Origin of the sequence: Geofilum sp. OHC36d9 (genome assembly GCF_052400685.1) — a bacterium.
Taxonomy (GTDB): domain Bacteria; phylum Bacteroidota; class Bacteroidia; order Bacteroidales; family Marinilabiliaceae; genus CAZHHH01.
This window is the reverse complement of record NZ_JBQTGJ010000004.1, coordinates 196301-220227: the sequence shown is the minus strand read 5'-3', so window position 1 is coordinate 220227 and position 23927 is coordinate 196301. Positions and strand designations below refer to the sequence as shown.

The window sequence follows — 23927 nt, the reverse complement described above, 5'->3', positions numbered from 1 at the left end:
TTTTATAATGAACAGTATCGAATTGAAGAAATCTGAACAGATTCCGCTACAAACTTAAGTATAAACTTTATACTACCAAAAAAATAGACATTTTTTTTGATGCGCACTTTTATAAGTTTAGTGTATTGAGGTTTAAGCAAGCTCAATTTAGTGTATTGTTTTGGCATTTTGGTCTAAAAAATGAAGTGTTTGGTCATTTTAATGCGCACTAATTAAACTCTGTAACCTTATTTTTGTTAATATTACATAGCCTAATTACCTAATTAACCTTAATAATTAATATGAGACAACTTAAAATATCCAAACAGGTTACCAACAGAGAATCTCCTTCGTTGGATAAGTATTTGCACGAAATAGGGAAGGTTTCATTAATTACAGCTGATGAAGAGGTGGCCCTTGCCCGGAAAATAAAAAAAGGTGATGAAGCGGCTCTCGATCGGCTTATTAAAGCCAACCTGCGATTTGTGGTGTCGGTATCTAAACAATATCAAAATCAAGGGTTGAGTTTGCCGGATTTAATTAACGAAGGAAATTTGGGCCTTATTAAAGCAGCGCAGCGATTTGATGAGACGCGTGGATTTAAGTTTATTTCGTATGCCGTTTGGTGGATTCGTCAGTCTATTCTTCAGGCTTTGGCCGAGCAGGCCCGGATTGTGCGGTTGCCTTTAAATAAAATTGGTAGTATTAACAAAGTCAATAGTGCTTTTGCGCGTCTGGAGCAAAAATTCCAGCGTGAACCGACTGCTGACGAAATTGCAGAGGTTTTAGATTTGGCACCTAAAGACGTGAAAGAAGCCCTAAAGGTTAATAGTAGGCATGTTTCGATGGATGCGCCATTAAAAGCTGAAGAAGATAACACGTTGTACGATGTGCTTTTATCAAATGAAGAAGATACAAGTCCTGATGCGGGATTGATTGATGAATCTCTACAGCGGGAAATTGAGCGTTCTTTATCAACACTTTCGCCTCGCGAAGCCGATATAGTGAAGCTTTATTACGGATTAAATGGTGAGCCGCCTTATTCACTCGAAGAAATCGGAAAGCTGTTTAATCTGACTCGTGAACGGGTCCGTCAAATAAAGGAGAAAGCCATTAAACGTTTGAAGCATACCTACAGAAGTCGAATATTGAAGACTTACCTTGGTGATTAATTGTTTATTGGCTTGATTCGTTACGTTTTGTGTTTATATAACAGGGGGGGATCGCAATAAGAGGCTGAATTATACTTGTGTTTTTAAGTTTACGGTACGGCCTGAAGTCCGATAATTGTATATACTGACGACATCCTTCCATTAAAAAATAAATGTAATTCGGGCGAAATTATTATTTTTACGGCAGGCAAACTGAGGATTTAAACTTTTTGCTTGCTTTTTTTTATTGTAGACCATTATGTCAAGACTTGTTGCTCCATCATTGCTTGCCGCGGATTTTACTAATCTGAAGCAAGACGTGGAAATGATTAATAAAAGTGAGGCCGATTGGCTTCATATGGATGTTATGGACGGCGTTTTTGTTCCTAATATTTCCTTTGGTATGCCTGTGATTGCGGCTGTGCATGCTATTTCGGTGAAGCCATTGGATGTTCATTTGATGATTGTTCAGCCCGAACGTTATATTGATGCATTTAAAGAGGCCGGGGCATATTTATTAAACGTGCATTATGAGGCATCTCCTCATTTGCATCGCACGGTTGAATCAATACATCAAAAGGGGATGAAAGCCGGCGTGACTTTAAATCCACATACGTCGGTGAATCTTCTTGAAGATATTTTACCTGATCTGGATTTAGTCCTGATTATGTCAGTGAACCCAGGTTTTGGTGGTCAAAAATTTATCGAAAATAGTTACGATAAAGTGTCTCGTTTAAAGGATTTAATATTGAAGCGTAATAGCAAAGCCCTCATTGAAATTGATGGTGGCGTGACGTCGGCTAATGCCCGTCAATTGTACGATGCGGGAGCTGATGTATTGGTGGCTGGTAGTTATGTATTCAATGACTCTAATCCCACAGAAGCTATTAAAGCGCTTAAGAAAGCCTGATTTTTAATTCTATAAATACTTCTTTATTATATCCAGTAATAAATTCCTTTTGATGGGTTTGGTTATGTAGTCGTTAAAACCGGCATCAATGGCCATCTCGTAATCACCGGAAAGGGCATAGGCTGTTTGGGCTATGATGGGTATGTTGGCATTGAATGTCCTGATTTCTTTGGTAGCATCCAGGCCGTTTAATTCCGGCATTTTAATGTCCATCAGGATCAGCGAGTAATCAGGATTTTGTTTTATTTCTTCAACTGCGTCTTTTCCGTTGGTACAATGTGTGAGCTGATAACCGGCAGCTTCCAGAACTGCTTCAAGATAGAGAAAGCTATTTGCATCATCTTCTGCCACCAAAATTTTTCCCTGCTCGGGATCTGTAGATCCTGTCATTTATGAATGCGTTTTCGGGTATGAAATGAATCTTTATATGAATTAGGGTTTTCTAGTTAATTATTTCCATAACGACCCTTGTCTTGTAATAGACCTGCCCTTTTAAGGTACTCGACAAAGATACTTTTTTGTTTTAGGGGAGGTACAATAGGTCTTTTTTGTATAAAAAAAGAAGAAGTTAACTATAAAAAGTGGAGCTGGAGGGAATCGAACCCTCGTCCAAACAAGTAAGCCATATGCTTTCTACATGCTTATCCGGTTATTATTTTTCGTGAACCGTTTGGGAACAGGCACCCTGACGTCTCCTTAGCCTCTAAAATTTCGCTATTGAGCAGAGGCCGCTCGCAAGCTATTCCCGAAATATCTACACCTCCGATTCGGGCCGCCTCAGGAATTGGCACCCGGAAGATGTCTCGTCCAAGCTCCTGGAGCAAGGATAATGCTAATCTACTATACTTCGATTATGCAGCGAGAGCGTAATTTGTTTCGCCAGTTAAAATAGTTAAGACCCAAGATTTACGAGCTGTAGTCTCAATGCTCGGCATGCTTACATACCACTTAGGCTTGCTGTCAAATCCAGGTCAGCCCCTTTTATGGTTGCATTGAGGTTGCTAAATTACAAAAAAGAATGACCTTTTTAAAGGTCATTCTTTCTTTTTGTAATTTTTATTTCTCATACGGTCTTTTATAAGGTATATAAGGGCTACCGCCGACGTCGTCAACATTACCATGACCCTGATCTGACCTCCTATATCGTGGCGGCTAATAGCACCGGTTAAAGGTTTAAAAAGCCCGCCAAAAGCCAGGAATGTTAATGCGATTGTCCAAATTAATGCTGCTTTTTTTTGTCTTCTTACCCCATTGTTAAACAATAATATTGCAAGTCCTAAAGCAACAGGAATAAACGCTGTTGGGGATGGGTGAATGGATGCATAATACCCCCATAAGCTGAGAAGTACCAGTAATAGCCCGTTGATGGAACTGATAATGTAGGTTTTCATATGATTATATTTTGTTTTTCAGTTGCCATATGGAACTCGCCGGGATAATCATCTTCCTTTGTGTGAAATGATTTTTATGGCTCGCTTCATGTTTGACTTATACATAAACCTGAGAATAATAAATTTGTTCGGGGATAGGCTGTAATAAGCCACAGAAATGAAGATGAAAATAAATAATGAAGTTTTTAATAATGGGGTTGAAGTTGGCTGGTAATGCCATCAACGGTTTTTTCTTTCAAGTATTAAATAAAAAAAACCATCCGTTTACGAATGGTTTAAGTAATTATCGTGGGGGGAGGAGGATTCGAACCTCCGAAGTCGTAAGACAACAGATTTACAGTCTGCCCCAGTTGGCCGCTTTGGTATCCCCCCGGTAATCAATAAGTAAAAGAGCCAATGGAGGGATTCGAACCCCCGACCCGCTGATTACAAATCAGCTGCTCTGGCCAACTGAGCTACATTGGCAGGTGGGTAAGCTATCTATATCGCACCGCTACAACCGCCTACCCTTGCTGCCGTCAGGCCCTGGGGGAATTCAGCAGGAGCTGGTCGTATAGGACTTACCCGGCGACAAAAGTAGAAAAATCTCTTTATGTAACAAGGGATGGGTGCTTATTTTTTGAAACTTTTTTTTGTCGGTTTTAATATCTCTCATAGATCCAAATGGTTAGGTTTAAAATAAAATTACAATTTAATAGTTCTTTAATCAAAATGCTGTTTTCTTATAATACTTTGATATTTTTGGAACAGAAAAGAAATTTTATTTGAAATGGAAAATACTGCCACACAAAGGAATCAGTTTGTATTAACCTATGGTGCAATAATGGGTATTGCTCAGGTGTTCTTATTATTGATTTTGTATTTAACAGATAATTTGGTTGGGTCTTCATTTGGCGCATTTAAATGGGTCATTTTTTTCATAATCTTATTTATAGGGTTAAAATCGTACCGCGATAAGTTTGGTGATGGTTTTATTACTTATGGGCGCACTTTGGCCATTGGCATACGTATGTCGATGTTGTCCGGCGTTTTTATCGGTGCCTATTATTTTTTGATGTTAAAGATTTTTGATCCCGGTCTGGCCGGTAAAATTATTGCTGAAACAGAAGAGGCCTATCTGGCAATAGGGTTTGATGAAGGTACCGTTGAAAAGATGAGCGAAGCCCTGCAAGAAGGGGTGAAACCGTGGACGATGTTTTTTTCCAACATATTTGATGGTTTGTTAAGTGGGTTATTTGTTAGTCTTATTGTTGGACTATTTGTAAAACGTAAAGGGAATGATCCCTTTCAGGAAGCGATGAAGCATGTGCAATAAAATGGACTTTGACGTTGATTTATCAGTCGTGGTTCCTCTTTTTAATGAGGTAGAATCTTTACCCTCGTTAGTTGAGTGGATTAATCGGGTGGTGAATCAAAATAGTATCTCGTATGAACTTATTTTGGTTGATGACGGGAGTAATGATGGTTCCTGGCAAACCGTGGAGCGTTTGGCGATTCAATTTCCCCAAATAAAAGGTGTTCGGTTTCGTCGGAATTATGGCAAGTCTGCGGCTTTGCATTGTGGTTTTCAGGCAGCTGTTGGTGAGGTTGTGATTTCAATGGATGCTGATTTGCAGGATAGTCCCGATGAAATTCCTGAGCTAATGCGAATGATTCGTCAAGATGGCTACGACATGGTGAGTGGTTGGAAGAAGAAACGCTATGATCCTTTAGGTAAGACGATTCCTAGCAAGCTGTTTAACCGCACTGCCCGTTTGGTCTCAGGCATAAAATTGCACGATTTCAACTGTGGTCTGAAAGCTTACCGTAATGAGGTGGTTAAAAATATTGAGGTGTATGGCGAAATGCATCGTTACATACCTATTTTGGCCAAACGAGCCGGTTTTTTTAAAATTGGAGAGAAGGTGGTTCAGCATCGTGAACGTCAGTTTGGGGTTACAAAGTTTGGTATAGAGCGGTTTGTTAAAGGCTTTCTCGATTTGTTGTCGGTTATGTTTATCTCGAAATTTGGGAATCGGCCTATGCATCTGTTTGGAACTATGGGAACTTTAATGTTTGTGGTAGGTTTTATTTCTGCTTTTTGGTTGGGTGCCCGAAAATTATGGTTTGTAAGTCATGACATTCAATCGCCGTTGGTTACCAATAGTCCTTATTTTTACATTGGTTTGGTGAGTATGATTTTGGGCACGCAATTATTTATGACGGGTTTTCTGGCCGAATTGGTATCCCGCATCAGGCCCGACCGAAATAATTACCAAATTAGTGATACGATTAAAAAGAAATAATAGATGGCTTTTTACGATAGTATAGCTTCATGGTACGATTATATTTTCCCGGCTGCGCCTGCACAGATTGAGTTTATTGAAAAACGGATGGGGCATTTGTCCAATTGCAAAGTGGTGGATGTGGGTTGTGGAACTGGTAATCTCTCGATACAATTGGCCCATAAAGGCGCTACTGTAACAGGTCTCGATCTGGATGATGAAATGCTTAGGCTGGCACGCCAAAAGTCCAATGCGAGCGATAATCCTGATTTTATCCGTGCTGACATGTTGCAACTATCCGGATTGTTTAAGCCTGCCTCTCTGGATGCCGTGGTTTGTTTCGGAAATACTTTGGTGCATTTACTGCGGCCTGGTGATGTGCGTTCTTTTTTTCAGCAGTGTAAAACGGTCTTGAAGCCTGGTGGCCGGCTATTATTTCAGATAATCAATTATGATTATGTGTTGGACGAAGGCATAATGGGGCTTCCCTCTATCGACAACGAGCATATTTGTTTTGAGCGGGCATATGAGTTACGCGAGCAGGATGAATTAATTAACTTCAAAACCAAATTGACGGTGAAGGAAAGTAATGAGGTTATAAAAAACGTGGCTCCATTGCAACCTTTGCGTAAAGATTTACTGATGCAGATATTGGCGGATACTGGCTATGGCGAGAGACACCTATTTGGTTCGTTTATGCAAACACCATTATTGGCAAGTTCTGTTGCTTTAGTTGCAGAGGTTATTCCTGATCTGATCTGAAGCTTTGCTTCAATTTTTTTGCGATTTTTCGGTCGATGGGAAATGTTAGAGTTTCAGGGTCGACGGCGTTGAGAGGGACTAATCGTAGGCGTTGAGCTGTTATCTGGTCGGTGGAAAGCATTTCCAGACTAACAGGTATTTTTATGGTTTTGGGCAGCCTTATTTTATAATAAATGCTGATGAGTTGTGTGTCTTCGAAGTAAAGGGCTTTTTGGAAAAAATCCGTCGTGTAGAAGTGTTCTTCTATTTCGATGTTCAGATTAAATTCTTCCATAAATTCTCTTCGCAGACAATCCAGAGTACCTTCGCCGTATTCCAGTCCTCCGCCAGGAAATTTTGTGATTTTTCGATCTTTAAATGTTTCGTCGGACAGTAGTAGGTGGTTGTTAATAACGCAGATGCCATATATCCGGACATTGAAACAATGGCTCTTTTGGGGATGTGTATTTTGTGTCATGAAGAAAATCGGCTTTAGAAAGAAAGGCCGGAGCGGGTAATGTTTGTAAACCGAGAGGATTAATAATAATTGTGCTACCGACCTTTCTAATACAAATGTAATAACTTCTTTAGTCTTTTGTTAATAATTTGGTTTCAATAAATTTTATGATATCGTCTGTCTGGTCGGGTTGAAACCACGTAATGTAGGGATCTCGTCGGAACCATGATAGTTGTTTTTTTGCGTACCGACGTGAGTTTCGTTGAATCAGTTCAATGGCTCTGGCAAGATCGTGATCGCCATCAAAATGGGCGAACAACTCTTTAAAACCAACGGTGTTGAGGGCATTGTGATCGCGATAAGGTAATAGCAACTTCGCTTCGGCTTCCAGACCCTCTTCAATCATCTTTAAGACGCGTTGATTAATGCGTTCGTAAAGTTTGTCGCGATCCATGGTGAGACCTATTTTTATGATGTTAAACGGTCTTTTAACTTGTGGTTGGGTGCGTAGTTCCGAGTATGGACGCCCCGTCATGAGACAAATTTCAAGAGCATGGATTATTCGTTTGGGATTTTTTAGATCTACTTGCCCATAGAATATGGGATCCCGATATTTTAGTTGCTGACGAATTGATTCCAATCCATCGTTCTTTAGTTGTGCCATCAGCGAATCCCTAAGTTCAGGGTCAATGGTAGGTAACTCATCTATGCCATTGCAAAATGCATCTATATACATCATGGAACCGCCTGTCATAATAGCGACCTCGTGATTTTTAAAAAGCTGTGAAGCAATTTTAATGGCGTCTTGTTCAAATTCGTAGGCATTGTAGTAATCGGTGACCGATTTTATACCTACCATATAATGCGGTACTTTTTCCAGTTCTTTGGCTGTTGGAGCCGCTGTGCCTATGGGGATTTCCTTATATATTTGTCGTGAGTCGGCCGAAATAATGTTGGTTTTGAAGTGTCGGGCCACGTCAATGCTGAGGTTGGTTTTTCCAACTCCTGTGGGCCCGGTGATAACCACCATGGTTCGTTTAGTCATGTACAATGATTAATAAAAGTCGTTTTCATCAAATTCTTCGTCGCTATAGTTGTCCGGATCTTCGTCGTTACTTAAAAAATCATTTATTTCACTATCCCCCAATAGCAGGTTTTCGTTTGTTAGTTCGAAATTAAAACTTTTTTCGTTGATTTGCTCGGGCGGGGTTCCTTGTCTTTTTAAACAAATGGTTTTTTCCAGATTTCCGTTGTCTATTTGTATGAGCTCCATAAAAAGCATTCTTTCGGCAAATAGATCGAAAGCGTACAACATACGTTGTTTTTCGATGGATATTAAGTCTGATAATTTGGTGTTTTCCATGGAAGGAGCGCTCTGTTCTTCATTATCCATATCAATGAGCGTAACTTCCTGTTCTTTATTCCAATCATGATCAGTGATAAAAAATGAAGCCATTTGAGAAGGATCATAATCGAGCATTTCCTGAATGAAGTCATGTAATTCCAGAAATGAGTTGTTACTATCGATGGCAATATCGAGGATAAAATTTTCCGATTCGTCGCTAATGGCTCTGAAGTGATAGATCATGTCGTTTTTGTTTGTTGGGGTGCAAAAATAGTTTTTTTAATGGTAACAGCGCCTTTTGTTTTTCCCAATTGCATGCTTAACGCAATGAGATGTCTGTTTGTTGCATGAATTTTAGTTATTTTAGGATCTCATAGTAGGAAACGATTGTCTGAAACCGATGTTTATTGGCTTGGAATTAATATATTTTTATGGTAAAAGGCTTGTGTATTTTTTTGATGTTCTTTTTTATGGGACATGTTTTAATGGCTCGTGAAGTGATGCCTGACGACTCAACAGATGCCGGCTGGTTGGAGCGCATGGCAGGCCTGGGCGAAAAGGTCCTGGAGTCGGTGACTTATGAGAATAAACGTCATGTATTTGTAATATATCCTGCAGGGGGGTATTCACGTCGATCGGGTCTTGAGGTGGGAGTGATGCCTGTATTTGGATGGTATCCTTTAAAAAGCAAGACGCTTAATACAATTAGTTTTTCACCTCAGATTTCGACTAATGGAATGGTTGAGTTGCGCAGCGAAGTTGAATTATATCTTGATAAATGGCGTTGGTTTGTTAAGACTGAATATTTAAAAATGCCCGAAAAGTATTGGGGAATTTATTCCGCACCAGCGGTTTTTGATGGTGTGACATACGATTCACGAAACATAAAAGGGGAAACGGAATTGTTTCGTAAGATAGGGCATCATTGGTTGATGGGGATTTCTGCAATGGCAGGTTCGTGGCGTTTTTCCGCCTGGCAGTATGGGCCCGATGAGTGGCCTGTTTTTTTGCAGGAGGGGCGATTGGTCGGTTTTGGACCTGTGCTTTTATTTGATAGCCGCGACCATCCATTGTTTCCGCACTGCGGCATTTATTTTAAATCATCGTGGTTGTATTTTGCGGGCGATGATTTCTCTGATTTTTTAACCGACCTGCGATATTATGTGTCGTTAAATAGAAATGTGTTGGCTTTACAGGGGTTAATGGAATGGACGCCCGGTAATTCCATTCCCTATTACATGTTGCCCGAATTGGGAGGTAAATACAGATTGCGTGGTATTGATAATCCCAAACGAGTGGTGGATAAAAGTGTTTGGTTGCTACGTGGTGAGTTGCGTATGCCTTTGTGGTGGCGATTGAGTGCCGTTATGTTTGCTGAAGCAGGTGGTGCCGGGAGCCGTTTTTTGTCGGATGTGGGAACGCCGGTATTGTCGGCCGGTGGCGGATTGCGTTTCCGCATGTTACCCCACGAGCCACTTAATATCCGGATGGATGTGGCTGTGGCATCGGGGGGCTTATATGGCATGACGATTTCTTTAAAAGAGGCATTTTAAAGAAACCCTTGCGCTTTTAATACTTTCAGTAGTACCTCAGAGAAATGCTCGTTGTCGGCTTTTTTGTAGCGGATATCGGTAAAAACTTGTGCCAGTGTTTCTTTGTGGTTTTCTTCGACAAAATTTTGGTAAACGGGATTGTTTTCTTTTTCAGAATAAATTTTATCGATGGCTTCCGATGAATAGTCGTGGTATGTTTCGTGATGCACCACAGCTTCTAACGGCAGCCGGTCGGTTAGGGCCGGATTTTCTGCCGGATAGCCAATCGTTACCGTGGCAACGGGTACAACACCTTTGGGAAGGTGTAGAACGTCAATAATTTGGTCAGCATTATAGGTGGTTGTGCCAAAGTAGCAAAGACCCAGTCCTTCCGATTCGGCAGCAATGCATACATTTTGCGCCGCCAGCAAGGCGTCAATGGCGCCGGTGATAAACGACAGGAAATTGTTGTAGCCGGGCTCTGCTTTACGTTGTCGGCACCATTTGTTAAATCGGTTGTAATCGGCACAGAAGGTAAGTACAACAGGGGCTTGTGTGATGGAGGGTTGGTTGAAATGCGCCGGCGACAAGGCTTTTTTGATATCGTCTTTTGTGGAGACGATAATGCTGTAAACCTGCATATTGCCTGTTGTGGAAGCGCGCGTGCCTGCTTCCAGTATCTTATTCAGCAATTGATTGCTGACGGGTTGGTCGGTGTATTTTCGGATGCTTCGGTGAGCATTAATGGTTTGAATGGCGTTCATATTGAGTTTTTTTGCTGGTACTATTTATATGTAACATTAACACCCCGACAAGAGAAAATTTCGTCGGGGTGTTAATGTTTTTTCAAAACAGAGTCGTTAAATGAGTTTTAGTCGTTGCATTTCAGTTAGCAACATTGCCTTGGTGTCTTCTTCCATGGCGCATAAAGGCGCACGGAAAGTTTCAGTTATTTTGCCCATGGCAGCTAATGCTGTTTTTACAGGTATTGGATTTGACTCTACAAACATTAGATTTATGATGTTTTGATATTTGTAGAAAATCTCTCTGGCAGTAGCAACATCCCCATTGATGGAAGCATGCATTAATTGGCTGAATTCATGAGGAATGACGTTGGCAATTACAGACACGCACCCATCGGCTCCCAGCCAGTTTGCCATGGTCGACAGAAAGTCATCGCCGCTATAAACTTTGAATCCTTGCGGGCGATTGGCCAGCAATTCAGCAAATACCTCAATTTTCCCGCCTGCTTCTTTAATCGCAATGATGTTTTTGTTTTCTTTGGCCAGTTGGATGGCTAAATCAGGCGCAATATTGCTACCCGTGCGTGAAGGAACATTGTAAAGAATGATTGGAATGTCAACAGCTTGTGCAACACTGGTAAAATGAAGGTGTAAGCCTTTTCGGGTTGGTTTATTATAGTATGGTGCTACAACTAACAATCCGTCAACGCCTGCTTTTTTAGCCCGCTTGGAATATTTTATACAATCCTGGGTTGAGTTACTGCCTGTCCCGGCAATTAAAGGTATGCGCCCTTTTACTATTTTGACAGCTCTTTCCATCATCATGGCATCTTCGTCTTCCGACAAAGTGGGGGTTTCCCCGGTGGTGCCACATACTACCAACCCGTTGGAGCCTTGTGCTATATGCCATTCCAGTAGCGCGTCAAAAGTTTGCAAGTCTATTTCACCGTTATCTTTAAAGGGGGTAACTATGGCTACTATAGAGCCACGTAAGTTTTCAATCTTCATATTATTTGACTTTTCGGTGTTGATCTGCTCCGGATGATTTGTCGCTGAAAACTTGAGGATTATCAGTTATATACCTGATGCAGATATTTTTGTTTTCAGAAATGTAAAGATATTGAAAAGATGAGAATGTGCAAAATATGTCAGACAACCATCTGAAAAAACAGAAAGTGGCGTGGTGGTATATGTTATAATTCTACACCTGTTTGAACTTGTCAGCTTATTTCGCGTGTCACATTTGGGGTATTTTTACCATCGTTTTCTTTACTGTTTTGGCTGTTGCAGACGATGCTGTTTGTGACAGGCAAACCATTTCGGCCAGATCGACCACGGGTACGTTGCTTTGTCGATTTAAGGTTTGTTTGCACATGGGACAGCTCGTAACGATGTAGTCGGGCGTTTTTTCGGTTAATACCGCCAGTGTCTTTTTTGTGATTGCCTGCCGGGTTTCTTCGGGCAGCGAAAGTGAACCCAGATTGTTACCACAGCACAAGGCTTTTTCCCGTTCGCGGGAGGTGCTTAATAAGGTTGATATGGTTTGCAGCACATAGCGTGGTGGCTCGTAACAGTTACTGCCGCGACCTAAATCACACGGATCGTGGTAGGACACTTTGAAATTGCTTTTATGGTTTTTGAGCAATCCGTCTTTTATCATTTGCCATAAGTATTCGGAGTGGTGCATTACAGGTATATCCAGTTGGTATTCAGTTTTAAATATTCTGTAACAGATGGGACAGGTTGTTACCAGTGTTTTTCCGTTACATCCATGAATCAGATCACGGTTTCGTTCCATCATCAGTCGTGCTTTGTCGGTCGCGCCGGCCAGCATCATGGGCCGACCGCAACAAATGCTTTCATCTTTGTCGATATGAACAAACGAAATGTTGGCGTTATAAAGTAGCGTTTTGAAAGCTTGCGTGGTTTTTGGATTTAGCCGTCCCATGCACCCGGTAAAAAGAACGACCTCGGTGGTGTCGCGCCATAACTGCATGGCAGCCGGTAAATAACTGTGATTGAAGTTTGCTTTTGCATGAAGATGATCGCGTGTGCTGAGGCGCAGATTTTCGAGATTTACGCCAACAGGACAGGCTTCAGTGCAGGCCCCGCAATTTAAACAGAGGTCGGCGGCTGTTTCATATTGTTTCCCGGCACGCACCTCCCGTACGAAATAGACACTTTGAAAGCGATTTTCAATGGTGTTGATGCCAGGACAGACATCCAGGCAAATGCCGCAACTCGAGCACGAATGCACGTCAAAGGCCTGAATGCCGCTATTGGGATGAAATCCTTTTTCATCTTTAATATTCCAGTGACGCAGAAAAATGAGCACCATTTCGGTGGGTATGTGCATATATCTTGAAAAAGGAAGCACCACGAAGAATAATCCAAGTGAGAACGAATAAGCCCACCAAAGGGGCAGTTCGGCGTATTGTTGCAGACCGGTGAAGGCTATCACATGCCCAGTGGTAGCAGTTAAGAATCCGCCTCCGCCATGAACGGCAGCAGTTCCCGATTCGGCCAGTAAACGTAATGGAAATATGAGCCATAAAAATGTGAGTGCAATCCTATTGGGTAAATTATGTTTTGTGGTGTTGCTCATGCCCATCATTTTTTTTCTCATTCGTTTTAGCCATGCGAGTGTTACGCCTGTGAGTACAATTAATAACGAAAAGTCCATGAATGTGACCATGACGGAATTCATGAAGAAATCGGATGTTACCGGTTCAAAAAAACGAAAGAATAATCCATACCATATTGGATTCAGAAAGTCGCTGGTGTAATACCATGTTTCCAGCTTTCCGCCCACAATTAGCAGAAACCATCCAAACGCGAGGCTCATGTGCATGAAACCTAACATTGGGTTGGTGCGGTATATTCTAAGATGAATGAGCGATTCGCGGAATATTTCGCCACAGGCCGATAATGTTTTGGTGGTAAAGAGGTTTTTTATCACCAGTATTCGGTTGTGGGACGACAGCCCTTTTAGCCATAAATAATATCTAATTATTAGAATGACCCCCATTAGGTAAAATCCTGCTGCAAAAGGCACTACAAACGGCTGGAAATATTCTGACATGATACTTTATTTATGAGTTTGAATACACTGTTTTTTTGCATTTTTTTAACTGTTATGGTGTTGGCACCATTGTGAGGCTCATAATTTTTTTGATGAAGCAGTTATTTGGTTGTTTCTTCAGGTTTTAGTTCGCTTAACAATAATACGCCGTGTCTGATGTTAACGCCACGCGGGCATGATAGCTGACATTTGCCACAGAGCATACAGTTTTTAGCCATCTCAGCTATTTGTTTTATCTGGCCGCGATGTGCCCACAGGTTGAGTTTGTAAAATTGCATTTTGGTGAAATGCCCGGCAGTGCATACGGCGGCGCATCGTCCGCACGAAATGCACCGATGTAGCGTTGGCTCTTTGTCAAATATTGCCTGCAACTGGGGTGTAATAACATGATCCAGGTTGATGTTACGGGCATCTGTGGCTTCGAAACCAAATTTCACAAGGTTCATGACTCTTGGTTTAAGTAGTTTATTATTTTCATTGAAGCCGCTTCGGCATCCAGTATGACATCAGGCAGAGAAGCCGGCCCTTTGCAGGCTCCGGCAATATATAGTCCTTCGTTGTTCAGGGTTGAAAGGTGCAATGGAGAACTTTCAGGAGTGATGAAACCATCGCCAAATGTAGGTTTCTCAAAAACGTATTGCTCTTGTTGTTTTTTTATGATAGATGCTGGTTCCATCCCAATCATAAGTACCAGCATGTCGAGTGTGAGTTTTACCGGTCGACCCATCAGTGTGTCTTCGGCTTTTACCTGTACTTTGTTGTCACCCGAAGGAGAGGCTTCTGACAATCGGCCGCGAATAAATTGAATGTTGTAGTTTGTTTGCGCGTCCTGATACAGTTCTTCGAAACCGGGCCCGTACATGCGCATATCCATATAAAAACAATAGATTTGCGCCTGGGGAAATTTCTTTTTTAATTCGATGGCTTGTTTGACGGCGGTGACACAACATACTTTGCTGCAATAGCGGTTGCCACATTTGGCATCGCGTGAACCAACGCAGTGTACCAACCCGATGCGGGGCTGTTTGATGTCGCTGCTAAAAGGCCACTTTTGTTGCCCGTTGAATAGTGCCTCCAAATCGGCCGAGGTCACCACCTGTGGATACATTTTATAACCATATTCTTCTTTACGTTCTGCGTTAAAAAGATTGAAACCGGTGGCAATCAGCACCGCGTCCGACAGGTAGTCTTTCCCGGTAATTGATGTTGTTGTCCATCTGTTTTTGTTTTGTTTTATGCCAGCAATGGTTTGATTAGTGAGCACAGTGATGTTGTTATGCCTGATGTTTTTTTTCAGTGGAATAAGAACGTCCGAAGCGGGTTGTAATGATGGAAACAGAACATGCCATTGCGCAAGATGGCCTCCGGGGGTTTCATCTTTTTCGAACAGCAGCACTTCTATATTCATGGCGGCTAACGCTGATGCGGCTCGCATTCCGGCTGGTCCGGCACCTATTACTGAAACTCTTTTTTTTGTCATGTTTCGATGTTCTGATTAGGATATTTTCCGGTTTTAAACCAGTAATACGGATGGTTGTTGCGCAGGGGATACCGGCTTTCCGCCTAAATAAAATTTTTCTTTTTTTGAATACTTATAGCCTATTTTATCGAGTAATGATTCGGATTGCACCTGGTGCATTTGCAGTCCTAACTCCCAGGGATTCATTCCTAATATAATGGCGGCTAATTCTTCATGGCTAAGCACCGGTATGCCAAACCCGTTTTTGTCATAGGTTTTACCTTCCATTTCAGACAGCGTATATTGCCAACGATCCATAAACATGTTACAGCCCGGGCAATTGGTCAGGATGAAGTCTGGTTCGTATGGCGCCATCGATTCAAATTTTATTTTAGAATTGGAGACAGAATAGCCACGGTTTTCGCGAAGAAGGTAATGTCTGAAGCCGAAGCCACAGCAGTGTCTGCGTTCGGGGTAGTCGATCACTGTGGCGCCCCATGATTCAATCAGTCCGGACAAAACATAGGGAAATTCAGCGCCTCCAAACCCGCCGCTGGGAAAAATTTTAGCATAATGACACCCTACATGTTCAACCGCTTTCAGGGGTTCTCCGGTTTTGGCGTTCACCAAACGTATGGTTGATAATGCAGCTATCTCATTTCTTAAATGATAAACCAGGTCGGAAGTATGAACGACTGTTTCGGGGATCTCAAATTCGCGACCAGTAGCCTTACGCAGTGATTTTCGTGTCTCTTCCAGTTTTTCGGGGAAATGACGCCACATATCAAATATTTCAAGATAAATGCCAAATGACGTGACGCAGGATACCAACAGATTTTTGTAGCCGGCTTCTGTCATCAGTGCCAATTGGCGGGCCACCACTGTCATTATGGTTTCAAGTGGGATGATGTCCGAGTGATAGCCTATGCCTGTACATGTGGTGTGTCGGGGGTCTTCAAATACATCTTTGTGCAAATATTCCTTCATAATGCGTAATAATGCTGCTTCGGCACCCGGGAAAAAGGTTTGACGAATACAACTGCGTACATAAAAGAAATGATCGTTGGGGACTAGTTTTTGGTAATTTTTCCAGGATGTAGGATTCATGATATGGCTGGTTGATTGATTTTTTTGTTGAGAATTGTTTTTCAGGAATCTTCTTCAACTCCTTCCATCGCCTCTTCTATACGGTCAAAGAAGGCGAGACCGCCTGTTACTTTAAATATTTCATGAAGTTCGTTTAATGTATCGTCGTCAATTTTTCGAACCCCACCTTCGCCCGGCTCGTAGTAATTAGAACCGCATTGGGCGTATAGCTCTTTGCCGCAATCGAGAACCCACTGCCAAACGGGGCCCTGTTCGGGGTGTTCTTCAGGTGTAATTAGTTGTGGGTGGACACAGTAGCCGTGACTAAGAATGCTTTCGCCGACGCCCCGCTTGATGCGTAATTGCTGACGTCCCATGCGCGAATGAACAAAAAAACCGGTTTGTTGGCTCAGTTTGCGTAACGCCTGAATGATATAACCCGGCGTATTATTCCGTGGACAACGTGCCTTGCACGACAGGCATTGACCACACATCCAGATAGTATCGCTTTTCAGGAGGTTGATGAGGGTCTTCTCGTCTTTACTTTGAACATCCTGACAGATTTGACGCGGATCGTAGTCGTAGTAGGCAGCGGCCGGACAGATAGCGGTACAAATACCGCAGTTCATGCAGGCGGTTAAACCTTCCTGAAACCGGATATCTGATTGTAATTCATTGAATAAGGATGACATTATTCTGGTTTTTATTTAGTGCTTGCAAAAAAACAACTTAGGCATTATGCTTGTCCTCAAAATGGTTATTTACCATAGTAAACTCACATTCTGCGGATTTCGCAAGCCTTGAATTTGAATTTTTCAGCTCAAATTCAAGGCTTTTTTTACAGGCACTTTTTAGTCATTCCAAAATTAGGTTGGATAAATAGGATTATAAAGCGTGAAAATACGTAAAAGTCGGTGGTATAAATACGTAGCCTATGTGGTTGTAAATAAGTATTTTAGTACTTGATTAATCCGCTGGGCAGAGATTTGTTTTTGGAGAAAAGCTTATTAGTCTAACGGTTTTAAAATGTTTAAATTTTTCATTGGTTTTACTTTATGAGTATGAATTTGTGTATTATAATGTTGTAAATCAGTTAAATAATGCTATATTTATGATGTGGGTAATTCAAATAAATAAATTTTGATTGAATAAAGTAAAGGGATAAATCTCTAGTGAGTAAAATATATGTAATTTTTAAAACATATACATATAGATGTATGTTAGGTAATTGTGTTGAGAAAATCGTCAGTTGTTACATTTCCCAATTCCATTTTTATGATTATTCACCTGTAGCAATAAATTATTTGGAAGGACTTTAGAATTACTCCAAAGGGAAAATCGGTTGGAGAGGTCGATAATATGACCGTGTTATTGGAAAGTAGATATTTTCCCAGTCGGAGTTTATGCGTCGTTGATAAATTTTACATCACAAATTGAAATGGGACAAGAAATCACACAGATGCAGAAATGGGATAATAATTCTATAGCCGATGTAGAGCGGAATTATACCAGCCAAAAGTTGAAACAAGCTAAGAAATTAAGTTCGTAACATAAGCTTACTTAGTGCTTGCAAGAAAAGTTAAACTTCTGCATTATGCTTGTTCTAAAAATGGCGATTTACAATAGTAACCTCATATTTTACGGATTTCGCAAGCCTTGAATCCGGATATTTATGATTAAGCACTTGAGTTTTCCTGGTAAGATTTTTTAGGGATAAAATTTAGAGTAAATAAATAATTAAAATTTAGAAATTATGAAAAGATGGAACAAAATAACACCACTTCTGGTAGTGGTCGGTTTGTTGTCATTATACAGCTGTGATGAAGATGATGATAAAATGTCTGTTGATCCTTCAACCACAACTTATACCGACATAATGGCTAGCCAAATTAAAATGGATTTGGTTGACGATGCGTCTGTTTCTCCTTATGAAGCCATATTCGATGTATCACCTGCATACGACCAGGGTCACCTACCGTTCGCAACCAATGCAGGTAGTGTTGATGGATTAGGAAATATGTTTGAAGGATTGGATAAAAGCAAAACTTATTTAGTTTATTGCCATAGCGACGCTCCATCAATTGCAGGTGCTGAGCTGATGGTCGAAAATGGCTTTTTAAATGTTCACCGTTTGGAAGGCAATTATGGCGCATGGGATGAAGTTTCATTTGTAGATATAGCTCCAACTACAGTAAAATCAAAAATAGATGCAGGCGATTTTGAAGCTATTTTCGATGTCTCGCCTGCATACAGTCAAGGGCATTTACCTGGTGCGACAAATGCCAACGTAAGTGGAGGAGGGGGTGATCTTTCCGAATTGATTGAGAACATGGATAAAACGAAGTCTTACCTGGTATATTGCCATGGTGATGCTCCCGCTATAGCAGGTGCACAACTAATGGAAGATGCCGGATTTATGAATGTGTACCGCCTTGAGGGTAATTATGGAGCATGGACTGACGCTGGATATGATGTTGAAATGGGAAATTCAGAGATCTCTTACACTAACATTATGGCTAGTCAAATTAAAATAGATTTGGTTGACGATGCGTCTGTTTCTCCTTATGAAGCCATATTCGATGTATCGCCTGCATACGACCAGGGTCACCTACCGTTCGCAACCAATGCAGGTAGTGTTGATGGATTGGGAAATCTGTTGGACGGATTGGATAAAAGCAAAACTTATTTAGTTTATTGCCATAGCGACGCTCCATCAATTGCAGGTGCTGAGCTGATGGTCGAAAATGGCTTTTTAAATGTTCATCGTTTGGAAGGCAATTATGGCGCATGGGATGAAGTTTCATTTGTAGATATAGCTCCAGTTACAGTAAAATCAAAAATAGATGCAGGCGATTTTGAAGCTATTTTCGATGTCTCGCCTGCATACAGTCAAGGGCATTTACCTGGTGCGATAAATGCTAACGCAAGTGGTGGAGGTAGCGATCTTTCTGGCTTGATTGAGAACATGGATAAAACGAAGTCTTACCTGGTATATTGCCATGGTGATGCTCCCGCTATAGCAGGTGCACAACTAATGGAAGATGCCGGATTTATGAATGTGTACCGCCTTGAGGGTAATTATGGTGCATGGACTGACGCTGGATATGATGTTGAATAATTTTTAATTTTATTGAAAAACAGCCTCTTAATTAATTAGGGGCTGTTTTTTTGTGCCTACGCTCTTCCTGTTTTCCGCATTTTTTTGCAACACCCATCTAAATGCTTGTAAGTCAGCATTAATTTCTTAAACTTGGGTGTTGCAAAAATTTCAGTATGTTTGTCAGAAAGCTTAAGAATCGATCCGGAAGTCTTTCTGTACAGGTGATACAGAAGGTTCGGGGCAAGTACAAAGTGGTCAAAACGATAGGATGCGCCACAACACGGCGCAAAACTGAAGAATTTGTCAACTTGGCAAAACAGGAAATAAAGAAACTATCTCAACAGTCGGAGTTGTTTGATAGTAAGTCAGATGCAGTCGTGGATGAAGTTTTTACATCATTGCAGAATGCCAACATACGAACGGTTGGTCCTGAAATTATCTTCGGAAAAATCTATGACTATATTGGCTTTGGTGTCATTAAAGAACCAATGTTTCGTCACCTGGTAATTTCTCGGATAGCTTTTCCCTTGAGTAAATTAAAAACTGTTGATTATTTGTACCGTTACCAAGGTAAAAGCTTTGATATTGATACCGTTTACCGGTTTTTTGACAAGCTTAGTGTCAAGCTTAAGTCAGAGGTGGAGCAAATTGCTTTTGCACATACTAAAAGAGTTTTAACCAATAGTATTAGTGTTGTATTCTATGATATGACCACTCTTTATTTTGAAGCAAGTGACGAAGACGATTTACGCAAAACCGGTTTTAGTAAGGACGGGAAGCATCAATGTCCACAGATATACATTGGACTTTTGGTTGGCATCGGTGGCTATGCAATTGGATATGATATTTTTGAAGGAAATACCTACGAAGGACATACGCTTATTCCCTTCCTTGAAAACATGAGCAAGAAGTTTAATTTGGACAAACCTGTGGTTATTGCTGATTCCGGTCTCCTGTCAAGAAGCAACATCGCGGCCCTTGAACAAAACGGATAGGAGTACATTTTAGGAGCACGAATAAAGAACGAAAATGAGTCGTTAAAGACTCAAATTTTAGCGGATAATCTTACAGAAGGACAGGCATATAGCTTTCCTAAAAGCACCACCCAAAGACTTATAGTTCATCATTCCAAGATTCGATCTCGCAAAGATTCCTATAATCGTAGACGGGGACTCAAAAGGTTTGAAAATAAGATTAAAAATGGCCGTTTAACCAAAGCTAATATCAACAATCGTGGCTACAACAAATATCTAAAACTGGAAGGCGAAGTAACCGTAAAAATAGACTACGAAAAATATGAGCAGGATGCTTTTTGGGATGGATTAAAAGGCTACATCACCAACACCAAATAACCGACACAGAGGTTATTAAAAATTATGGCAAGTTATGGCACATTGAAAGAGCTTTTCGAATGTCAAAAACGGACCTGAGGATAAGACCAATATATCACAGATTAAGACACCGAATCGAAGCACATATTTGTATTGCATTTACGGCATATTGCATTTACAAATAGCTGGAAATAGCATTAAAGCAGGAGAAGTCATCCCTATCCTTAAGAAAAGCAGCTGAAGTGACACATAACATGTATCAAATAACATACACTCTGCCGGAATCAAAACATACAAAATCCAGATTGCTAAAAATGGATGAGCAGCAATCTGAATTATATGAAACGAGCCATGGGAGTTACTTCACACACAGGTGAATGATTATTCCGGCGAGTTCCATATGACCTTAAAAAACAAAATATAATCATATGAAACGAACATGAATTTTAGCATTCTAAAATACACACAGTAGAATGATTAAAATTCATCGAGAGTTCCATATGACCATTGAAAGATAAATTTAAACATATGAAATAATCAATAAGAATTTTGAGGGTGTCCCAAGTCTGAAAACAGGTGGATTGTAAAGCGTGAAAATACGTAAAAGTTGGTGGTATAAATATGTAGACTATATGGTTGTAAATAAGTATTTTAGTACTTGATTAATTCACTGGTCAGAGGTCTGCTTTTGGTGAAAAGTTTGTTAGTCTAACGGTATTAAAATGTTTAGATCTTTCATTAATGTAGGATTTGGTTTGTGGTTCTACTTATATGTTGGCAGCAAAGCGTTTTTTCAAAGGCGTTACTGTGTTGTTGTTGAGGTTGTTGATTTGTTAGGTATGATTTTTAATGGTTTTTGGTTGTCGTTTTTTGCTTTTTGAATTGTGGCGATATCATTAGTGCCTGCACGAAAAACTCTTGTGGCAGAAAAGCAAGCGTTATGTTTGAGGCTTGCTTTAGTAGTTTGAAAGATGTGAGTTTACCGTTGAAAATGATTCTTCCTGATAACGGATGGACAGAGTCGTCAATCAGGGCTAATTCTAGCTTTCTACTGTAATTCTTAATTCAAAAACTCTATTCTATGCAATTTAGTTATTTACCTGTTGAGTTGATATTTTGTAAAATACAGTAACCTATGCAGAAGTTAAAATGGTTTGTTTTTTTTTGGTTGATGTTTCAGAATGCCTTATGTCAGGGCGTTAGTAAACCAGATGAGCTGGAAATACCATTGGCTTTTGACAGCGATAAACTGTTTATACCGGTAGTGGCTATTGAAACCTGGGCAATTCAATCGTTTAATAAAGGAACTGAGGATAACGATATTGCCGGCAGGCTTGATGTTATGATGAGGCGATTTCGCTTTGGTGGCAAAGGTATGCCGGTTAAATGGCTTGGTTATAATTTTGAACTTTGTTTGGATTGGCTCGGGAAGACTATTTATTCGCCTGTAAGGGGGAGCTATTCCGGGGTGGATGTGTGGAAAGCATTTGTCTCCTTAAATCCTCTGAAAACCGGCGATTGGCTGCATCTTCATGTTGGTTATATACAGGCAGTTGTGAGCCGTGAATATAATACGTCATCGTGGACGGTTGGCTCTTTTGACAAAACACAAAGCAGCTGGCATTTGCGTTATTTTAATACGGGTAAGGGCAATGGTATTGAGAGTGGCCTTTTGCTGGGCGGCTTGAAGAATTTTGAAAAGATGGGATTCAGTTATCGGGTGGGATTGTTTTCACCGCAAAAATATCAGAGTGCCGGTTATGTGTCGCCGTTGGTCACCGGACGGGCTATGTTGACCATTGGAGAGCCTGAGCAAACCAATTATAGCTTTATGTTGTCAGGGAATCATTGGGGGCATAGAACGGGGGTGTCTGTTGGGGTCGGTGCTTCTTACACCGGGAAAACAGAAGCAGCAGATTTGGTTTGGCAAAGCTCGGTTTCTTATGGCGGCGATCTGTTAATTAATTGTCGGTCATGGCAATTGGATGCCCAGTATTACAGAATGACACGTGAGTATCTGGCGTCTGAATATGCCGGTTCCGGACTTATAGTGCGTTTATCGTATTGTCTTAAAGTCGCCAATACCATTTTGGAGCCTTGCCTCTGCTATGATAAATATGTGGGAGAGGGTGAGGCTTCGCTTTATCAGTATATAGGAGATAATATCACCCGCGATGTGGGTGTGAATTGGTATCTGAAGAACGATAAATTAAAAGTATCCCTTCATTATCTGGAGCAGTCGGGCAATTTGTCGGTTGACAGAGGTAATTATTTGGGCACAGCTTTGCAATTCAGGTTGTAATTGAAATGAAAATATGAGTGGTTTTAAAATGGAAACGGTCGTTTTAATCAGTGTTTGGATCGCTCGAAAAATGAGAGTTTTCGTAAATCATCATTTTGAGAGCAAGGCCATAGGACTGGCGTTGGATTTTATAACCAGACTCTAAATAATTTGTAATATGAAGCACTTTCATTTATGGCGAAATGGCATTAAGCGGCCGGCATTTGTTTTAGTCGGTTTTCTATTCCTAATTGGCTGCGGTGTCTCGAAACACAAAGCGGCATCTGATTCTATTGTATTGTTTGCCGGTGCCGGGATGACGGATGTGTTATCGGAGATGGTCGATTCATTTGAGGTTCGCAATAACGTTGAATTTGTTACAAACTGGGGATCCAGTGGTACGTTGGTGCGTCAGATGGAGAACGGCGCTAAGCCTGATATTTTTATATCTGCCAGCGAAAAGTGGGCCGATTATGCCGACAGTATAGGGATGGTGGTATCTTCCTTAAAGCGCCTTGTGGCGCGTAATGCTATGGTGCTGATCGTTCCTTTGAAGTCGGATGTTCAGGGTGTTGTCGTAACCGACAGTGTTGTTGATTTGCCCCATTTGCTGGGAAAGGGGTGGCTTTCGATGGGCGACCCGGGGCATGTGCCGGCCGGACAATATGCGCAACAGTTATTGGATTATTATGGCTGGTCGCAACTGTTGAAGAATCAGATTTTGCCGGCTAAAGATGTCCGTTCTGCCTTAATGGTGGTAGAACTGGGGGAGGCCAGAGCTGGTATTGTTTATAAAACAGATGCCCTTAAATCGGAGAAGGTGAAAATTGTGACTGAATTTCCGGAAGCATCGCATACGCCTGTTCATTTTGTGGCAACGGTTTGTATTGATAAACCCGAGAATCGTCGGTTTTTTAATTTTCTTTTTTCGGATGAGGCGGCCATCATCTGGAAAAAATATGGATTTAAATAGTGTTTGTCTATAAAGTCAACTACTTCGTTATGCGCAGTCCGACGAATGCGAGTTTTTTGCCGTAAATGGTCATTTTTAGAGCAAGCCTCACGAATGCGTTGT

At 41.1% G+C, this 23927-nt stretch carries 21 protein-coding genes, 2 tRNA genes, 1 other RNA gene and 1 pseudogene; 10 read left to right on the top strand and 15 right to left on the bottom strand.

Annotated features, from left to right (window positions below; translation table 11 throughout):
- Window positions 1-281: 281 nt before the first annotated feature.
- On the top strand, window positions 282-1151 hold the full coding sequence (locus tag ACT3CD_RS07135; protein WP_444644292.1) for a sigma-70 family RNA polymerase sigma factor: 870 nt from the start codon (window positions 282-284) through the stop codon (window positions 1149-1151).
- Between the two features lie 238 nt (window positions 1152-1389).
- On the top strand, window positions 1390-2040 hold the full coding sequence (gene rpe / locus ACT3CD_RS07130) for a ribulose-phosphate 3-epimerase (protein WP_444644290.1): 651 nt from the start codon (window positions 1390-1392) through the stop codon (window positions 2038-2040).
- Window positions 2041-2049: 9 nt separating this feature from the next.
- Here rpe and ACT3CD_RS07125 read toward each other — a convergent pair whose 3' ends face one another.
- The 5 genes from ACT3CD_RS07125 to ACT3CD_RS07105 all read right to left on the bottom strand — a co-directional run bounded on the left by ACT3CD_RS07125 (window position 2050) and on the right by ACT3CD_RS07105 (window position 3896).
- A complete protein-coding gene (locus ACT3CD_RS07125; protein WP_444644288.1) occupies window positions 2050-2430 on the bottom strand; it encodes a response regulator in 381 nt (126 codons plus the stop codon).
- Between the two features lie 189 nt (window positions 2431-2619).
- Window positions 2620-3019: a transfer-messenger RNA gene (gene ssrA, locus ACT3CD_RS07120) on the bottom strand.
- Window positions 3020-3074: 55 nt separating this feature from the next.
- Window positions 3075-3431, bottom strand: coding sequence for a hypothetical protein (locus ACT3CD_RS07115; protein WP_444644286.1), 357 nt, complete (start codon window positions 3429-3431; stop codon window positions 3075-3077).
- 289 nt (window positions 3432-3720) lie between these two features.
- Window positions 3721-3803, bottom strand: a tRNA-Tyr gene (locus ACT3CD_RS07110).
- 19 nt (window positions 3804-3822) lie between these two features.
- Window positions 3823-3896, bottom strand: a tRNA-Thr gene (locus ACT3CD_RS07105).
- A gap of 304 nt (window positions 3897-4200) precedes the next feature.
- On the opposite strand from ACT3CD_RS07105, the gene ACT3CD_RS07100 reads away from it, so the two are divergent.
- The 3 genes from ACT3CD_RS07100 to ACT3CD_RS07090 are packed head-to-tail and all read left to right on the top strand — an operon-like array spanning window position 4201 to window position 6457.
- Window positions 4201-4746, top strand: coding sequence for a DUF4199 domain-containing protein (locus ACT3CD_RS07100; RefSeq protein WP_444644284.1), 546 nt, complete (start codon window positions 4201-4203; stop codon window positions 4744-4746).
- A 1-nt stretch (window position 4747) separates the two neighbouring features.
- A complete protein-coding gene (locus tag ACT3CD_RS07095) occupies window positions 4748-5716 on the top strand; it encodes a glycosyltransferase family 2 protein (protein ID WP_444644282.1) in 969 nt (322 codons plus the stop codon).
- Between the two features lie 3 nt (window positions 5717-5719).
- Window positions 5720-6457: a class I SAM-dependent methyltransferase gene (locus tag ACT3CD_RS07090; RefSeq protein WP_444644280.1), complete on the top strand. Its 738-nt coding sequence runs from the start codon at window positions 5720-5722 to the stop codon at window positions 6455-6457.
- On the opposite strand, the gene ACT3CD_RS07085 is transcribed toward ACT3CD_RS07090, so the two are convergent.
- The 3 genes from ACT3CD_RS07085 to ACT3CD_RS07075 all read right to left on the bottom strand — a co-directional run bounded on the left by ACT3CD_RS07085 (window position 6438) and on the right by ACT3CD_RS07075 (window position 8481).
- The gene (locus tag ACT3CD_RS07085) at window positions 6438-6914 is read right to left on the bottom strand and encodes an NUDIX domain-containing protein (RefSeq protein WP_444644276.1); all 477 of its coding nucleotides are present in this window, start codon (window positions 6912-6914) and stop codon (window positions 6438-6440) included. The genes ACT3CD_RS07090 and ACT3CD_RS07085 overlap by 20 nt on opposite strands.
- 109 nt (window positions 6915-7023) lie before the next feature.
- Window positions 7024-7938, bottom strand: a complete 915-nt coding sequence (gene miaA, locus ACT3CD_RS07080) for a tRNA (adenosine(37)-N6)-dimethylallyltransferase MiaA (RefSeq protein WP_444644274.1) — start codon at window positions 7936-7938, stop codon at window positions 7024-7026.
- A gap of 9 nt (window positions 7939-7947) precedes the next feature.
- Complete coding sequence (locus ACT3CD_RS07075) at window positions 7948-8481, bottom strand: IS1096 element passenger TnpR family protein (RefSeq protein ID WP_444644272.1); 534 nt, start codon at window positions 8479-8481, stop codon at window positions 7948-7950.
- A gap of 227 nt (window positions 8482-8708) precedes the next feature.
- Here ACT3CD_RS07075 and ACT3CD_RS07070 point away from each other — a divergent pair, with 227 nt between their 5' ends.
- Entirely contained in the window at window positions 8709-9791 is a 1083-nt protein-coding gene (locus ACT3CD_RS07070; protein WP_444644270.1) for a hypothetical protein, read from the top strand.
- Here ACT3CD_RS07070 and ACT3CD_RS07065 read toward each other — a convergent pair.
- The 7 genes from ACT3CD_RS07065 to ACT3CD_RS07035 form a co-directional block, all read right to left on the bottom strand.
- Window positions 9788-10534: an NADPH-dependent oxidoreductase gene (locus tag ACT3CD_RS07065; protein ID WP_444644268.1), complete on the bottom strand. Its 747-nt coding sequence runs from the start codon at window positions 10532-10534 to the stop codon at window positions 9788-9790. The two genes, ACT3CD_RS07070 and ACT3CD_RS07065, sit on opposite strands and share 4 nt — an antisense overlap.
- Window positions 10535-10630: 96 nt before the next feature.
- Complete coding sequence (dapA, locus tag ACT3CD_RS07060; protein ID WP_444644267.1) at window positions 10631-11521, bottom strand: 4-hydroxy-tetrahydrodipicolinate synthase; 891 nt, start codon at window positions 11519-11521, stop codon at window positions 10631-10633.
- A gap of 229 nt (window positions 11522-11750) precedes the next feature.
- Window positions 11751-13595, bottom strand: coding sequence for a (Fe-S)-binding protein (locus ACT3CD_RS07055; protein WP_444644265.1), 1845 nt, complete (start codon window positions 13593-13595; stop codon window positions 11751-11753).
- Between the two features lie 101 nt (window positions 13596-13696).
- Complete coding sequence (locus ACT3CD_RS07050; protein WP_444644263.1) at window positions 13697-14041, bottom strand: 4Fe-4S dicluster domain-containing protein; 345 nt, start codon at window positions 14039-14041, stop codon at window positions 13697-13699.
- Entirely contained in the window at window positions 14038-15075 is a 1038-nt protein-coding gene (locus ACT3CD_RS07045; RefSeq protein ID WP_444644261.1) for an FAD-dependent oxidoreductase, read from the bottom strand. The genes ACT3CD_RS07050 and ACT3CD_RS07045 overlap by 4 nt, the downstream gene beginning before the upstream one ends.
- 33 nt (window positions 15076-15108) lie before the next feature.
- Window positions 15109-16161, bottom strand: coding sequence for a heterodisulfide reductase-related iron-sulfur binding cluster (locus ACT3CD_RS07040; RefSeq protein WP_444644259.1), 1053 nt, complete (start codon window positions 16159-16161; stop codon window positions 15109-15111).
- Between the two features lie 41 nt (window positions 16162-16202).
- A complete protein-coding gene (locus tag ACT3CD_RS07035) occupies window positions 16203-16832 on the bottom strand; it encodes a 4Fe-4S dicluster domain-containing protein (protein WP_444644257.1) in 630 nt (209 codons plus the stop codon).
- A gap of 1061 nt (window positions 16833-17893) precedes the next feature.
- On the opposite strand from ACT3CD_RS07035, the gene ACT3CD_RS07030 reads away from it, so the two are divergent.
- From ACT3CD_RS07030 to modA, 4 genes and pseudogenes are all read left to right on the top strand, one after another.
- Entirely contained in the window at window positions 17894-19258 is a 1365-nt protein-coding gene (locus ACT3CD_RS07030; protein WP_444644255.1) for a rhodanese-like domain-containing protein, read from the top strand.
- 155 nt (window positions 19259-19413) lie between these two features.
- Window positions 19414-20948, top strand: a pseudogene (locus tag ACT3CD_RS07025) (IS1634 family transposase).
- 758 nt (window positions 20949-21706) lie between these two features.
- Window positions 21707-22873, top strand: a complete 1167-nt coding sequence (locus tag ACT3CD_RS07020) for a hypothetical protein (RefSeq protein WP_444644254.1) — start codon at window positions 21707-21709, stop codon at window positions 22871-22873.
- Window positions 22874-23030: 157 nt separating this feature from the next.
- Window positions 23031-23825 (top strand): molybdate ABC transporter substrate-binding protein, encoded by a 795-nt coding sequence (gene modA / locus ACT3CD_RS07015; protein WP_444644252.1) that lies wholly within the window; start codon window positions 23031-23033, stop codon window positions 23823-23825.
- Window positions 23826-23927: the final 102 nt, after the last annotated feature.

What these genes read in the sequence shown, in the direction of transcription:
- ACT3CD_RS07135 (WP_444644292.1), top strand. Translation starts at nt 282, where the DNA reads ATGAGACAACTTAAAATATCCAAACAGGTTACCAACAGAGAATCTCCT.
- rpe (WP_444644290.1), top strand. Translation starts at nt 1,390, where the DNA reads ATGTCAAGACTTGTTGCTCCATCATTGCTTGCCGCGGATTTTACTAAT.
- ACT3CD_RS07125 (WP_444644288.1), bottom strand. Translation starts at nt 2,430, where the DNA reads ATGACAGGATCTACAGATCCCGAGCAGGGAAAAATTTTGGTGGCAGAA.
- ACT3CD_RS07115 (WP_444644286.1), bottom strand. Translation starts at nt 3,431, where the DNA reads ATGAAAACCTACATTATCAGTTCCATCAACGGGCTATTACTGGTACTT.
- ACT3CD_RS07100 (WP_444644284.1), top strand. Translation starts at nt 4,201, where the DNA reads ATGGAAAATACTGCCACACAAAGGAATCAGTTTGTATTAACCTATGGT.
- ACT3CD_RS07095 (WP_444644282.1), top strand. Translation starts at nt 4,748, where the DNA reads ATGGACTTTGACGTTGATTTATCAGTCGTGGTTCCTCTTTTTAATGAG.
- ACT3CD_RS07090 (WP_444644280.1), top strand. Translation starts at nt 5,720, where the DNA reads ATGGCTTTTTACGATAGTATAGCTTCATGGTACGATTATATTTTCCCG.
- ACT3CD_RS07085 (WP_444644276.1), bottom strand. Translation starts at nt 6,914, where the DNA reads ATGACACAAAATACACATCCCCAAAAGAGCCATTGTTTCAATGTCCGG.
- miaA (WP_444644274.1), bottom strand. Translation starts at nt 7,938, where the DNA reads ATGACTAAACGAACCATGGTGGTTATCACCGGGCCCACAGGAGTTGGA.
- ACT3CD_RS07075 (WP_444644272.1), bottom strand. Translation starts at nt 8,481, where the DNA reads ATGATCTATCACTTCAGAGCCATTAGCGACGAATCGGAAAATTTTATC.
- ACT3CD_RS07070 (WP_444644270.1), top strand. Translation starts at nt 8,709, where the DNA reads ATGGGACATGTTTTAATGGCTCGTGAAGTGATGCCTGACGACTCAACA.
- ACT3CD_RS07065 (WP_444644268.1), bottom strand. Translation starts at nt 10,534, where the DNA reads ATGAACGCCATTCAAACCATTAATGCTCACCGAAGCATCCGAAAATAC.
- dapA (WP_444644267.1), bottom strand. Translation starts at nt 11,521, where the DNA reads ATGAAGATTGAAAACTTACGTGGCTCTATAGTAGCCATAGTTACCCCC.
- ACT3CD_RS07055 (WP_444644265.1), bottom strand. Translation starts at nt 13,595, where the DNA reads ATGTCAGAATATTTCCAGCCGTTTGTAGTGCCTTTTGCAGCAGGATTT.
- ACT3CD_RS07050 (WP_444644263.1), bottom strand. Translation starts at nt 14,041, where the DNA reads ATGAACCTTGTGAAATTTGGTTTCGAAGCCACAGATGCCCGTAACATC.
- ACT3CD_RS07045 (WP_444644261.1), bottom strand. Translation starts at nt 15,075, where the DNA reads ATGACAAAAAAAAGAGTTTCAGTAATAGGTGCCGGACCAGCCGGAATG.
- ACT3CD_RS07040 (WP_444644259.1), bottom strand. Translation starts at nt 16,161, where the DNA reads ATGAATCCTACATCCTGGAAAAATTACCAAAAACTAGTCCCCAACGAT.
- ACT3CD_RS07035 (WP_444644257.1), bottom strand. Translation starts at nt 16,832, where the DNA reads ATGTCATCCTTATTCAATGAATTACAATCAGATATCCGGTTTCAGGAA.
- ACT3CD_RS07030 (WP_444644255.1), top strand. Translation starts at nt 17,894, where the DNA reads ATGAAAAGATGGAACAAAATAACACCACTTCTGGTAGTGGTCGGTTTG.
- ACT3CD_RS07020 (WP_444644254.1), top strand. Translation starts at nt 21,707, where the DNA reads ATGCAGAAGTTAAAATGGTTTGTTTTTTTTTGGTTGATGTTTCAGAAT.
- modA (WP_444644252.1), top strand. Translation starts at nt 23,031, where the DNA reads ATGAAGCACTTTCATTTATGGCGAAATGGCATTAAGCGGCCGGCATTT.